The 12,283-nt window shown below is 71.2% G+C and carries 12 protein-coding genes; all 12 read left to right on the forward strand.

What is annotated here, in order from left to right:
- Window positions 1–123: 123 nt before the first annotated feature.
- A complete protein-coding gene (locus ACFY61_RS21110) occupies window positions 124–1,323 on the forward strand; it encodes a 3-deoxy-7-phosphoheptulonate synthase (RefSeq protein WP_389474009.1) in 1,200 nt (399 codons plus the stop codon).
- An 18-nt stretch (window positions 1,324–1,341) separates the two neighbouring features.
- A complete protein-coding gene (locus ACFY61_RS21115) occupies window positions 1,342–2,112 on the forward strand; it encodes a 2,3-dihydro-2,3-dihydroxybenzoate dehydrogenase (RefSeq protein WP_389474011.1) in 771 nt (256 codons plus the stop codon).
- 28 nt (window positions 2,113–2,140) lie between these two features.
- Window positions 2,141–2,785, forward strand: coding sequence for an isochorismatase family protein (locus ACFY61_RS21120; RefSeq protein ID WP_389474043.1), 645 nt, complete (start codon window positions 2,141–2,143; stop codon window positions 2,783–2,785).
- A complete protein-coding gene (locus tag ACFY61_RS21125; protein ID WP_389474013.1) occupies window positions 2,782–4,716 on the forward strand; it encodes an anthranilate synthase family protein in 1,935 nt (644 codons plus the stop codon). Before ACFY61_RS21120 ends, ACFY61_RS21125 begins: the two co-directional genes overlap by 4 nt.
- The gene (locus ACFY61_RS21130) at window positions 4,713–5,051 is read left to right on the forward strand and encodes a hypothetical protein (RefSeq protein ID WP_389474015.1); all 339 of its coding nucleotides are present in this window, start codon (window positions 4,713–4,715) and stop codon (window positions 5,049–5,051) included. The genes ACFY61_RS21125 and ACFY61_RS21130 overlap by 4 nt, the downstream gene beginning before the upstream one ends.
- A 261-nt stretch (window positions 5,052–5,312) precedes the next feature.
- Window positions 5,313–5,843: a transketolase C-terminal domain-containing protein gene (locus ACFY61_RS21135; protein ID WP_389474017.1), complete on the forward strand. Its 531-nt coding sequence runs from the start codon at window positions 5,313–5,315 to the stop codon at window positions 5,841–5,843.
- Window positions 5,840–7,141 carry a 3-phosphoshikimate 1-carboxyvinyltransferase gene (gene aroA, locus ACFY61_RS21140; RefSeq protein WP_389474019.1) on the forward strand — a complete coding sequence of 434 codons (1,302 nt, stop codon included), beginning with the start codon at window positions 5,840–5,842 and terminating at the stop codon, window positions 7,139–7,141. The genes ACFY61_RS21135 and aroA overlap by 4 nt, the downstream gene beginning before the upstream one ends.
- 7 nt (window positions 7,142–7,148) lie before the next feature.
- On the forward strand, window positions 7,149–8,330 hold the full coding sequence (locus ACFY61_RS21145; protein WP_389474021.1) for a 3-hydroxybenzoate 6-monooxygenase: 1,182 nt from the start codon (window positions 7,149–7,151) through the stop codon (window positions 8,328–8,330).
- A gap of 173 nt (window positions 8,331–8,503) precedes the next feature.
- Complete coding sequence (gene wrbA, locus ACFY61_RS21150; protein WP_389474023.1) at window positions 8,504–9,121, forward strand: NAD(P)H:quinone oxidoreductase; 618 nt, start codon at window positions 8,504–8,506, stop codon at window positions 9,119–9,121.
- 355 nt (window positions 9,122–9,476) lie between these two features.
- Window positions 9,477–11,348, forward strand: coding sequence for an asparagine synthase (glutamine-hydrolyzing) (asnB, locus tag ACFY61_RS21155; protein WP_389474025.1), 1,872 nt, complete (start codon window positions 9,477–9,479; stop codon window positions 11,346–11,348).
- Between the two features lie 86 nt (window positions 11,349–11,434).
- The gene (locus ACFY61_RS21160; RefSeq protein ID WP_389474027.1) at window positions 11,435–12,145 is read left to right on the forward strand and encodes an SDR family NAD(P)-dependent oxidoreductase; all 711 of its coding nucleotides are present in this window, start codon (window positions 11,435–11,437) and stop codon (window positions 12,143–12,145) included.
- Between the two features lie 42 nt (window positions 12,146–12,187).
- On the forward strand, window positions 12,188–12,283 hold a 96-nt coding region (locus ACFY61_RS21165), incomplete at its 3' end, for a chorismate synthase (protein WP_346073301.1).

Below are 12,283 nucleotides of genomic sequence, written 5' to 3' on the forward strand. Positions count from 1 at the left end.
TCCAGTCCTTGTCAAGTCGGTATCGATTCACGCCAACCTGACCAAGTGACCGCCACCTGACGTAGTGGCGCATCCTTATTGGTCCACCCGGTTCGCTGGTTTACAGACTCCTCGTGCATCGCTATGTCGGCAGCCAGCACTGGGAGGGACCACGTGCAAGAGATTGCGCTCTGGAAAACGCTAAATGCAGGCCAGCAGCCGGATTGGCCCGACAAGGCTGTTCTGGAGAACGTGCGCGAAGAACTGTCGGCTGTTCCCGCCCTCGTGCGGGCCGAGGACGTGGCGGCGCTGCGCGCGCTTCTCGGCCGGGCCGCCGCGGGCGAGATACAAGTGGTGCAGAGCGGTGACTGCGCCGAGGACCCGGCCGAGAGCACCCGCGGCCACGTGGCCCGCAAGGCGGCGCTCCTGGACGTGCTGGCCGGCACCATGAAGGCCCGTTCGCACAAGCCGGTGCTGCGCATCGGCCGGCTCGCCGGCCAGTTCGGCAAGCCCCGTTCGAGCTCCACCGAGATCGTGAACGGCGTCGAGCTGCCCTCGTACCGCGGCCACATGGTCAACAGCCCCGAGCCGGACCCCGAGCTGCGCCGGCCCGACCCGAAGCGGCTGCTGTCCGGCTACCGGGCCGCCGCCGACGTGGTGGAGCTGCTGGGCTGGACCGCGGAGGGCGGGCCGTCCGCGGCCGAGGCCCCGGTGTGGACCAGCCACGAGGCCCTGCTGCTGGACTACGAGGGCCCGATGGTGCGGGTGCAGGAGGACGGCTCCAGGGTGCTGACCTCCACGCACCTGCCGTGGATCGGCGAGCGGACCCGCGAGCTGGACGGCGCGCACGTCGCCTTCTTCGCCGAGATCGCCAACCCGGTCGCCGTCAAGGTCGGGCCGAAGATGACGCCCGACGAGCTGCTGGCCCTGTGCGAGCGGCTCGACCCGCAGCGCGAGCCGGGCCGGCTGACGCTGATCTCCCGGATGGGCGCCTGCACGGCCGCCGAGCGCCTGCCGGCGCTGGTGCGGGCGGTCAAGGCGGCCGGGTTCCCGGTCGGCTGGCTGTGCGACCCGATGCACGGCAACACCGTTTCCGCGCCGGGTGGAATAAAGACGCGACTCGTCAAAACGGTGATCCAGGAGGTCGAGGAATTCCAGGACGCCGTTTCGGAAAACGGCGGCGTCGCGGCCGGCCTGCACCTGGAAACCACTCCGGACAATGTCCACGAATGCGTGGCCGACGGTTCCCGGTTCGGTGAACTGGGCGAGAAGTACACGACGTTCTGCGACCCCAGGCTCAACCCGCAGCAGGCGGTCGAAGTCGCTTCTGCCTGGCGCGGCTGAGAAAGGAGTTCACCCATCATGCAAGGAAAAACCGCTCTGGTCACCGGCGCCGCCGGAGGAATCGGAGAGGCGGTGGTCCGGGCGCTGGCGTCACGCGGAGTGCGCGTCGCCGCCGTGGACCGGGACGCCGAACGGCTGGGCGTCGCCGTCAAGGGTGCCCGTGAGGAGGGCATGGACGTCACGGCCTTCCCGGCCGACGTGACGCTCAGCCCCGAGGTGGACGCGCTCGTCGCCGACATCGAGGACACCCTCGGCCCGCTCGACTACCTCGTCAACGGGGCGGGGGTGCTGCGTCTCGCGGAGGCGCGCGCCCTCACCGACGAGGAGTGGTCGACCACCTTCGCCGTCAACACCACCGGTGTCTTCTTCGTGTCCCGGGCCGTGGTCAACCGGATGGTGCCCCGGCGCAGCGGCGCGATCGTCACGGTCGCCTCCAACGCGGCCGGCACGGCACGCGCCGAGATGTCCGCGTACGCGGCGTCGAAGGCGGCCGCGACCATGTTCACCAAGTGCCTGGGCCTGGAGATCGCCAAGTACGGCATCCGGGCCAACCTGGTGGCGCCGGGCTCCACGGACACCCCCATGCTCACCTCGATGTGGCAGGACGACTCCAGCGCCCAGGTGTCCATCAAGGGCAACCCGGACGCCTACCGGGTGGGCATACCGCTGGGCAAGCTCGCCCGTCCCGACGACGTCGCCGACGCGGTGGTGTTCCTGCTGTCCGACCAGGCCTCGCACATCACCATGCACGACCTCACGGTGGACGGGGGTGCGGCGCTCGGTGTCTAGGTCGATACCCGAGATCAGCGCGTACCCGATGCCCGGGGAGGGCGACCTTCCGTCCGGCCCGGCCCAGTGGACGGTGGACCCGGACCGTGCGGTCCTGCTCCTCCACGACATGCAGAAGTTCTTCCTGGCGCCGTTCCCGGCCGGGGAGCAGCCCGTCACCGACCTGGTGAGCCACTCCGCCCTGCTGCGCGACCGCTGCGCGGCCCTGGGCATGCCCGTGGCCTACACAGCCCAGCCCGGCGGCATGACCCCGCAGCAGCGGGGCCTGCTCAAGGACTTCTGGGGTCCCGGTATGCAGCCGAGCCCGGAGCACAAGCGGGTGGCGGACCCGGTGGCGCCCCGCGAGGGCGACTGGGTGTTCACCAAGTGGCGCTACAGCGCCTTCCACCACACCGAGCTGCTGGAGCAGATGCGCGCCGCGGGCCGTGACCAGCTGATCGTCTGCGGTGTGTACGCGCACGTCGGCGTCCTGATGACGGCCGTCGACGCGTTCAGCCACAACATCCAGCCCTTCCTGGTCGCCGACGCCGTCGCCGACTTCAGCTGGAAGGACCACCGGATGGCCCTGGAGTACGCGGCCGCCCGGTGCGCCACCCTCACCACCACCAAGGCGCTGCTCGAAGCCCTGCCGCAGTCCCGTGCGGGCGCGGGCAGCGGGAAGGAGTCGTCATGACGGACGACCTGCTGGGCCGCATCCTGGCCGGGTCTTCCGAGGGACGGCCGCCCGCCTTCGCCCTGATCCACCGCCCCGAGAGCACCGGGCCGGACCGGGTCGGCGTGTTCATCGGCGCGATGGACGAGGTGGGCACGCTGGCCGAGCTGCCGCTGCCCGCCGCCGGCGACGGGGAGCCGGGGGCGGGGCGTGACGCCGCCGCCGCCGACGAGCGGCAGGACGTGCTGGCGCTGGTGCCGTACCGGCAGATCTCCGAACGCGGCTACGAGGCCCCCGACGACGGGACCCCGCTGCTGGCGATGAGCATCGCCGAGCAGGCCTCCGTACCGCTGGACGAGGTGTGGCGCCGGATCCCGGACTCGCCCGTGCACCTGGCGGAGGGCGGCGACTTCGACACCGACGACGAGAGCTACGCGGCCACCGTCCGCCGGGTCATCGCCGACGAGATCGGCACCGGCGAGGGGGCCAACTTCGTCATCAAGCGGTCCTTCGTCGCCGACATCGCCGACTACGGGGTCGACGTGGCACTGCGGTTCTTCCGCCGGCTGCTGGAACGCGAGTCCGGGGCGTACTGGACGTTCGTCGTGCACACCGGGGAGCGGACCCTGGTCGGCGCGTCCCCGGAGCGGCACGTCAGCCTCGCGGACGGCGTGGCCGTGATGAACCCCATCAGCGGTACCTACCGGTACCCGTCCTCCGGCCCGGCCCTCGGCGGCGTGCTGGACTTCCTCGCCGACCGCAAGGAGTCCGACGAGCTGTACATGGTCGTGGACGAGGAACTGAAGATGATGGCCCGGGTCTGCGACGGGGGCGGACGGGTCGTCGGCCCGTTCCTCAAGGAGATGGCCCGCCTCGCGCACACCGAGTACTTCATCGAGGGGCGGACCTCGCGCGACCCGCGCGAGATCCTGCACCAGACGCTGTTCGCGCCCACCGTCACCGGTTCGCCGCTGGAGAGCGCCAGCAAGGTGATCAACCGCTACGAGCCGCAAGGGCGCGGCTACTACAGCGGGGTCCTGGCGCTCATCGGCCGCGACGGGCAGGGGGCGCGGACGCTGGACTCGGCCATCCTGATCCGCACGGCCGACATCGGGCCCACCGGCCGGATGTCGATCTCCGTCGGCGCCACGCTGGTGCGGCACTCCGACCCCCTCTCCGAGGTGGCCGAGACCCGGGCCAAGGCGGCCGGGCTGCTCGCCGTCCTCGGCGACGGCGACCCCCGCAGCTTCGCCGACCACCCCGAGGTGCGGTCCGCGCTGGCCCGGCGGAACGAGAACATCTCCGGGTTCTGGCTGTCCGAGGACGGTCAGCGGGTCCGCCCGGTGGCCGGGCTGGCCGGCCGCAAGGTGCTGGTCGTGGACGCGGAGGACACCTTCACCGCGATGCTCGACCACCAGCTCCGGGCCGGCGGCGCGGTGGTGACGGTCCGGCGGTTCGACGAGCCGTACGAGTTCGCCCCGTACGACCTGGTCGTGATGGGTCCGGGACCCGGTGACCCGCAGGACCACGAACACCCGAAGATCGCCCATCTGCGGGGCGCCGTCGCCAGGCTCCTCCGGGAGGAGCGGCCGTTCCTGGCGGTGTGCCTGAGCCACCAGGTGCTCAGCTCCCTGCTGGGCCTGCCGCTGGTCCGCAGGGACCACCCCAACCAGGGGGTCCAGCGCACCATCGACCTGTTCGGGCGCACCGAGCGCGTCGGCTTCTACAACACCTTCGCCGCGCGCAGTCCCGAGGACAAGGCGGACGTGCCCGGAGTCGGTGTGGTCGAGGTGAGCCGCGACCCGGAGAACGGCGAGGTCCACGCGCTGCGCGGCCCGGGCTTCCGGTCCATGCAGTTCCACCCGGAGTCGGTGCTCACCGAGGACGGCGTGCGGATCATCGGGGAGGCGCTCTCCGGCCTGCTCCAGGAGCTGCCGCAGGTGCCTGCGTGAAGGCCGCCGTGGTCTGGTGGGACCTCGCGGGGTCCGGGCAGACCATCGCGTCCATGAGGGAGTTCCTCCGGGACGAGGCCGTCGACCGGTTCGCCGGGATCGAGGGCCTCCGGCTGAAGCTGTGGATCGCCGATCCGGCGACCCAGCGGTGGGGTGCGGTGCTCCTGTGGGAGTCCGCCGAGGCCGCGGCACGGCCGCTGCCCGCTCGGGCGGCCGAGCTGATCGGCCGGCCGCCGGTGCAGAGCACCCTGTTCGACGTCGAGGCCACGGTGGAGGGGCTCCACTCCCTGCCGCCCGGCCTGTCGCACCTGGGGGCGGCCCTCCGTCCCGTTTGAACCCCGGCCGGGCCGGGCCGTTCCTTCCCCTTCGCGGACGGCCCGGCCGGATGCGGGACATCTGACGCAGTCCGGGGCAGCTGACGAAGTGCTCCGGTGCTGCTGCCCGCCGCCCCGCCCCTCCCGGCAGGGTGGCGAGAGCCCTTCGGCTTCCGGGCCCGGCCGGCGTCGTCCGGGCCCGGCCCCGCCGTCTTGAGTCCGCTCCGTCGTTCCGACTCGATCCGAAACGAGACCAACAGCCAAGGAGCCCTGAGCAGTTCCGTGAGTACCCCTCCCGAGAGTCAGGCCGGACACGGCCAAGGCCACCCGGGCGCCGCCACGGGTCCGGCCCCCGCCGCGTACCTGCTCCTTCCACCACAGGACCCCGCGACCTCCAAGGACGCCGGGCACGGAGGCCGGATCGCCGCCGAGGCCGCCGGCGGGTCCCCCGAAGCCGTGATCATCGCGGTCGGCAGCGAGGTGCAGATCGCCCTCGACGCCCGGCGGATCCTCCAGCGGGACGGCATCCCGACCCGCGTGGTGACCATGCCCAGCCAGGAGTGGTTCGGCGAGCAGAGCCAGGAGTACCGCGACGAGGTCCTGCCTCCCGAGGTCAGGGCCCGGGTCTCGGTACGGGCCGGCTCGGTCCTCGGCTGGCCGGCGCTGGTCGGGGCGGCCGGGCACGCCACCGCCCCGGAACCGCTCGGAGCCGGCGCTCCCCACCTCGCGCTCTACGAGCAGTACGGGCTGACCGCCGAGCGGGTCGCGGCGGCGGCCCGGGCGAGCGTGGCACGGGCCAGGGGGCGGGCATGAGCGGCGCCCCTCCGGTCCGCGCGCACGCTGTTTCACGTGAAACAGGCACTGCGGCGCGGATCCCGGGATCCAAGAGCATCACCAACCGCGCCCTGCTGCTGGCCGCCTCGGCGGTCGGCGTCACCCGGCTCCACGCGCCGCTGATCAGCGACGACACCCTCGCCTTCCGTACCGCGCTGACCGATCTGGGCATCCGGGTCTCCGGCTCCGAGCGGTTCTGGGAGATCACCGGCACCGGACACGGACCCGCCGGCGAGGCCAAGGTGTGGTGCCAGGACGCGGGAACCGCCGCCCGCTTCCTGCCGCCCTTCGCGGCAACCGGCCGCGGCCGGTTCGTCTTCGACGGCAGCGAGCAGCTGCGTGCCCGCCCGCTCCGCCCGCTGGTGTCCGCCCTCGGTGCGCTCGGCGCGGAGGTCACCGCCGCACCGGACGGCTGCCTGCCGCTCACCGTCGACGCGGCCGGCCTGGCCGGCGGCGACCTCACCCTCGACTCCTCCCTCAGCAGCCAGTACCTCACCGGCCTGCTGCTGGCGGCCCCCCTGATGCGCGAACCCCTGACCGTGCGGGTCGAGAACCTGGTCAGCCGTCCGTACATCGACATGACCCTGGCCCTGATGCACCACTTCGGGGCCCGGACCAAGGAGGACGCCGACGGCCGCCTCACCGTGCTGCCCGGCGGCTACACCGCGGCTGACCTGACCGTCGAGCCCGACGCGTCGACCGCCTCCTACGTCTTCGCCGCGGCCGCCGTCACCGGCCGCAGCATCACGGTGCCCGGCCTGGGCAGCGGAAGCACCCAGGGCGACCTCGGCTTCGTCGAGGTCCTGCGCCGCACCGGCGCCCACGTGGAGATCACCGACTCCGCGACCACCGTCACCGGCCGCCCGGACGGCGGCCTCACCGGCGGATTCGACGTCGACATGGGCAACATCTCGGACACCTTCATGACCCTGGCGGCCATCGCGCCCCTCGCCGACGGCCCGATCACCGTCCACGGGATCGCGCACGCCCGGCTCAAGGAGTCCGACCGCATCGAGGCGATCGCCCGCAACCTGGGTGCCCTCGGCATACGGACCGAGGAGGGACCGGACCGGATCACCATCCACCCCGGCACTCCCCGGCCCGCCGAGATCGCCTGCTACCGCGACCACCGGATCGCGATGGCCTTCTCCGTCCTCGGACTGCGCGTCGCCGGCATCACGCTCGACGACCCCTCCTGCGTGGGCAAGACCTTCCCCGGATTCCACGACGAACTCCGCCGAATCTTCCCCGACCACACGACACCACAAGGGGTGTGAACCACAGATGGCGAACATACTCATCGCAGGCGGAGGCATCGGCGGCCTCGCCGCGGCCCTCGCGGTCGCGCAGCACGGGCACCACGTGACCGTGCTGGAGAAGCGGGACACCTTCGCCGAACTCGGCGCCGGCATCCAGCTCGGCCCCAACGCCTTCCGCGCGATGGACCTGCTCGGCGTCGGACCCCAGGTCCGGGCCCGCGCCGTGTACATCGACGAGCTGCGCTTCATGGACGGCACCACCGACCGGAAGGTCGCCTCCATGCCGCTGACCGGCGAGTACCGGGAGCGCTTCGGCAACCCGTACGCGGTCGTGCAGCGCTCCGACGTGTACGAGCCGCTCCTGGAGGGCTGCCGCAGCCACCCGCTGATCGACCTCCACAACGACTGCGCGGTGGTCCGGTACGAGCAGGGCGGCCAGGGCTCCGCCAAGGTCACCGCCGTCCTCGCCAACGGGGAACGCCTCACCGGGGACGCCCTGATCGGCGCCGACGGCATCCGTTCGGCGATCCGCGCCCAGCTGGTCGGCGACGGGGACCCGCGGGTCTCGGGCCACACCATCTACAGGTCCGTCATCCCCATGGAGCTGGTGCCCGAGGAGCTGCGGTGGAACACCGTGACCCTGTGGGCCGGCCCCAAGTGGCACTTCGTCCACTACCCGATCGGCGGTGGCGCCTTCCTGAACCTCGCCGCCACCCGCGACGACAACGCCCAGGAAGCGCTGATCGGCGAGCCGTTCGACCGGGAGCACGTGCTGGGCGAGTTCCCGGAGCTCGGCGAGATCGCCCGCCGGCTGCTGGAGCTCGGCAAGGACTGGCGGGCCTGGGTGCTGTGCGACCGCGACCCCGTGCAGACCTGGACCGACGGCCGCGTGGCCCTGCTGGGCGACGCCGCGCACCCGATGCTCCAGTACGCGGCCCAGGGAGCCTGCCAGGCCCTGGAGGACGCGGTGGTGATCGGCGACGCCCTGGACTGCACGCCCGACGAGGTCGTCCAGCGGCTGGAGAAGTACAGCGCGGAGCGGCGCGAGCGCACCGCCCGGACCCAGTTGGTCGCGCGTGAGATGGGCCGACAGCTCTACCACCCGGTGGGTGAGGCGGCCGTGGAGCGCAACGAGATGCTGGCAGGCCTGTCCGCCGAGGACATGTACGACAAGGTTGCCTGGCTGCACGGGGAGAGGCTCCGTTGACCAGGCTGCGCAGAATCGTGGCGCGTGCGCGCCGCACCGTGGTCCTGTGCCTGGGTCAGCTGACATAGTCGGCCGCCCCCAGTTGAGACGGCCCCGCTGCCCCTCGGACAGTGTTCCAGGGCCATCCACCGCGCGCAGGTCCCGAGCGGATCTGACAAGGGAGTTGTATTCGAATGACCAATGTTGCCGTCATCTACTACTCGTCGACCGGGAACGTCCACAAGATGGCGCAGGCGGCCGCCGAGTCCGCGGAGAAGGCCGGTGCCGACGTCCGCCTCCTGAAGGTCGCCGAGCTCGCCCCGGCCGCCGCGATCGAGAGCAACCAGGCCTGGGCCGACCACGTCGCCGCGACCGCCGACGTCGCCGAGGCCACGCTGGCCGACCTGGAGTGGGCCGACGCGGTCCTCTTCGGCACCCCGACCCGCTTCGGTCTGCCGGCCGCCCAGCTGAAGCAGTTCCTGGACACCACCGGTGGCCTGTGGTTCCAGGGCAAGCTGGTGAACAAGGTCGTGTCCTCGTTCGTCTCCACCTCCACCACCCACGGTGGTCAGGAGAGCACCGTCCTGGCGCTGAACAACACCTTCTACCACTGGGGCGCGATCATCGTTCCCACCGGTTTCGCGGACCCGGTCCAGTTCGACCCGGAGAACGGCAACCCCTACGGGGCGAGCAGCATCTCCTCGAACAACCCGGCCAACGTCGCGGAGGCCAACCTCTCCGCCGTCGCGTACCAGGCGCGTCGCGTGGTGGAGATCACCAGCGCGCTCAAGCGCGGTCAGCTGGCCGGCTGACCTGTAACCGACCGGCACGTCCGACGGCGACGAACCGGGGACCGGGGCTCACAGCCCCGGTCCCCGGTTCGTTCTCGTTCCCGGGACGTCGAGGCCGGCGCACGCGGATCCGAGCGGCTGTGACCGTCGGGGCAACACGTGCGGGCTCACTCGGTCAGGTGCCGGCGGGCGGACAGAACAGGCGACTTCCAGAAGTACCGGTCACCTGACGAAGTGAACCAACCGCAATGGACCGGCCAATTCCCGCTCTCCGAAACTCGGGTTGTCGCCCAGGGCGTACGGCACCATCCGACCCCCGGCCACATCCCCGAGTGCCTCAGCGCGCCACACCTCAGCCGAGAGGAACCCATCAGTCATGTGCGGCCTTGCCGGTTGGGTCAGCTTCCAGCGGGACCTGACGACCACGTCCCACACGGACATCGCTTCGGCCATGACCCACACCATGGAGTGCCGCGGTCCCGACGGCCACGGCCTGTGGGTCTCGCCGCGGGCGATCCTCGGTCACCGCCGGCTCGCCATCATCGACCTCAAGGGCGGCAAGCAGCCGATGGCGCCGTTCGCCGAGCACGTCCTGGACGAGGACGACCAGCCGGTCATCGCCTACACCGGCGAGGTCTACAACTTCCGCGAGCTGCGCGAGGAACTCCAGTCCCTCGGTCACGAGTTCCGCACCACCTGTGACACCGAGGTGGTCCTGCGGTCCTACCTGGAGTGGGGCGTCGACTTCGCCGACCGCCTGAACGGCGTCTACGCCTTCGCCATCTGGGACCCGCGCACCGAGGAACTGCTCCTGGTCCGCGACCGGATGGGCGTCAAGCCGCTCTACTACTACCCCACCGCGGACGGCGTGCTGTTCGGTTCCGAGCCGAAGGCGATCCTGGCCCACCCCGACGTCGAGGCCGTGGTGGACGCGGAGGGCCTCCGGGAGATCTTCTCCATCGTCAAGACCCCCGGCCACGCCGTGTTCCAGGGCATGTACGAGGTCCTGCCGGCCACCGTCCTCCGCTTCACCCGCGAGGGCCGCACCGAGCAGGCGTACTGGACGCTCCAGGCCCGCCCGCACACCGACGACCTCGACACCACCATCGCCCGCGTCCGGGAACTGCTGGAGGACATCGTCGAGCGGCAGCTCGTCGCCGACGTCACCGTCGGCACCCTGCTCTCCGGCGGCCTGGACTCCAGCGCCATCACCGCGCTCGCCGCCAACGCCTACCGCAAGCAGGGCATCCAGGACCCCATCCGCGCCTTCTCGGTGGACTTCAAGGGCCACGGGGAGCGCTTCGAGGCCAACGTCCAGTGGGCCGACCCCGACACCCCGTTCGCCGTCGCGGTCGCCGCCCACACCGGGGTCGAGCACGAGATCGTCACACTGGACAACGAGGACATCCTCTCCGACGAGGTCCGCTCCACGGTGCTCCGCGCCCAGGACCTGCCGGTCTCCACCGGAGACATGGAGTACTCGCTGCTCATCCTGTGCCGGAAGCTCAAGGAGCGGATGACCGTCGCCCTGTCCGGCGAGGCGGCCGACGAGCTGTTCGGCGGCTACACCTGGTTCCACGACAAGGAGGCCGTGGAACTGGAGAGCTTCCCCTGGCACCACCCCTTCGAGAAGGCCGGCGGCATCGGCGCCCTGAAGACCATCGGTCTGTGGGACAGGCTCGGCCTGACCGAGTACGTGAAGGAGCGCTACACCCAGGCCATGGACGAGGTTCCCCGCCTGGAGGGCGAGACCGGCCTGGAAGAGCGGATGCGGGAGCGGACCTACCTCAACCTCACCCGCTGGGAGAAGTTCCTGCTGGACCGCAAGGACCGCATGAGCATGGCGGCCAGCCTGGAGGTCCGCGTCCCGTTCACCGACCACCGCCTGGTCGAGTACGTCTACAACACCCCGTGGGAGTTCAAGTCCTTCGACGGCCGCGAGAAGAGCCTGCTGCGCGCCGCGATGCGCGGGGTGCTGCCGGAGTCGGTCCTGAACCGGAAGAAGAACCCCTACCCCGCCACCCAGGACCTCGGGTACGAACTGGCGCTCCGCGAGCGGGTCGAGAAGATCCTGGTCGAGGGCGCGCCGGTGCTGCAGATCGTGTCCGAGTCCGAGGTCCGCCGCCTCCTGGACGCCCCGGAGGGCGCCTACTGCGTCGGCGGTCCCTGGAGCGCACGCGCCGTCATGGAACGGCTCATCGAGTTCAACACCTGGGTCACCGAGTACCGGGTCCGGGTCGAGTTCTGACCGGCCGCCGTCACCGGCCACCTCACCGCGCCCGTCCGAGGGACGACGCGGACGACCGAGAACACACGGAAAAGGGAGCTTGATCGATGTCCGCACGATTTGCTGGAAGGGTCGTCCTGGTCGCCGGATCGGGCGACGGCATCTGCCGGTCGACGGCGGTCGCGTTCGCCCGCGAGGGCGCCACCGTGATGGTCGCCGGTCCCGACCAGGAGGAGCTGGAGGGAACCGTCAAGCAGATCCGCGCCGAGGGCGGTGAGGCCGACCTGGTGGCGGCCGACATCGCCAGCGGCCGGTCCGCGGACTCGGCGCACATGGTGGCGGCGACGGTGGAGCGGTTCGGTTCGGTGGACATCGCGTTCAACAACGCCACCGTCTCCGGGCCGACGAGCAACCTCGCCGAGATCGAGGAGCAGGACTGGGCCGAGACCCTCGCCGCCAACCTCACCGGGGTGTGGATGGCGATGAAGCACGAGCTCGTCCACATGGAGTCCCAGGGCAGCGGTGTCATCGTGAACACCGCCTGCAACATGGCCCAGACCGGCCGTCTCGTCGGCCAGAGCGCCTACGCGGCCTCCAAGGCGGCGCTGTCCACCCTCACCCGCACCGCCGCGCACGAGTACATCGGCAAGGGCATCCGGATCAACGCGATCAGCCCCGGGCCGGCGCACGAGCCGGGCACGTCCTTCGCCGACGGCGCCACCCCGGAGCAGGTCGCCGAGACCGTGCTGTGGCTCTGCTCCAGTGAGGCCTCGTTCGTCGTCGGCCACGACCTGGTGCTGGACAAGAAGACCGTCTGAGACCCGTACGACGTACGAACCGAACGAGGAGCTGTGAACGTGCTGAGCAGGTTGCGTTGGCTGACGGCCGGGGAGTCCCACGGACCGGCGCTGGTGGCGACGCTGGAGGGGCTGCCCGCCGGCGTTCCGGTCACCACC

Source organism: Streptomyces sp. NPDC012888, from assembly GCF_042900645.1.
In the GTDB taxonomy this organism is placed as follows: Bacteria; Actinomycetota; Actinomycetes; order Streptomycetales; family Streptomycetaceae; genus Streptomyces.

Excerpts from the sequence above, each read along its gene's own strand:
- ACFY61_RS21110 (WP_389474009.1), top strand. The coding sequence starts at position 124 with ATGTCGGCAGCCAGCACTGGGAGGGACCACGTGCAAGAGATTGCGCTC.
- ACFY61_RS21120 (WP_389474043.1), top strand. The coding sequence starts at position 2,141 with ATGCCCGGGGAGGGCGACCTTCCGTCCGGCCCGGCCCAGTGGACGGTG.
- ACFY61_RS21145 (WP_389474021.1), top strand. The coding sequence starts at position 7,149 with ATGGCGAACATACTCATCGCAGGCGGAGGCATCGGCGGCCTCGCCGCG.
- asnB (WP_389474025.1), top strand. The coding sequence starts at position 9,477 with ATGTGCGGCCTTGCCGGTTGGGTCAGCTTCCAGCGGGACCTGACGACC.
- aroA (WP_389474019.1), top strand. The coding sequence starts at position 5,840 with ATGAGCGGCGCCCCTCCGGTCCGCGCGCACGCTGTTTCACGTGAAACA.
- ACFY61_RS21160 (WP_389474027.1), top strand. The coding sequence starts at position 11,435 with ATGTCCGCACGATTTGCTGGAAGGGTCGTCCTGGTCGCCGGATCGGGC.
- wrbA (WP_389474023.1), top strand. The coding sequence starts at position 8,504 with ATGACCAATGTTGCCGTCATCTACTACTCGTCGACCGGGAACGTCCAC.
- ACFY61_RS21125 (WP_389474013.1), top strand. The coding sequence starts at position 2,782 with ATGACGGACGACCTGCTGGGCCGCATCCTGGCCGGGTCTTCCGAGGGA.
- ACFY61_RS21115 (WP_389474011.1), top strand. The coding sequence starts at position 1,342 with ATGCAAGGAAAAACCGCTCTGGTCACCGGCGCCGCCGGAGGAATCGGA.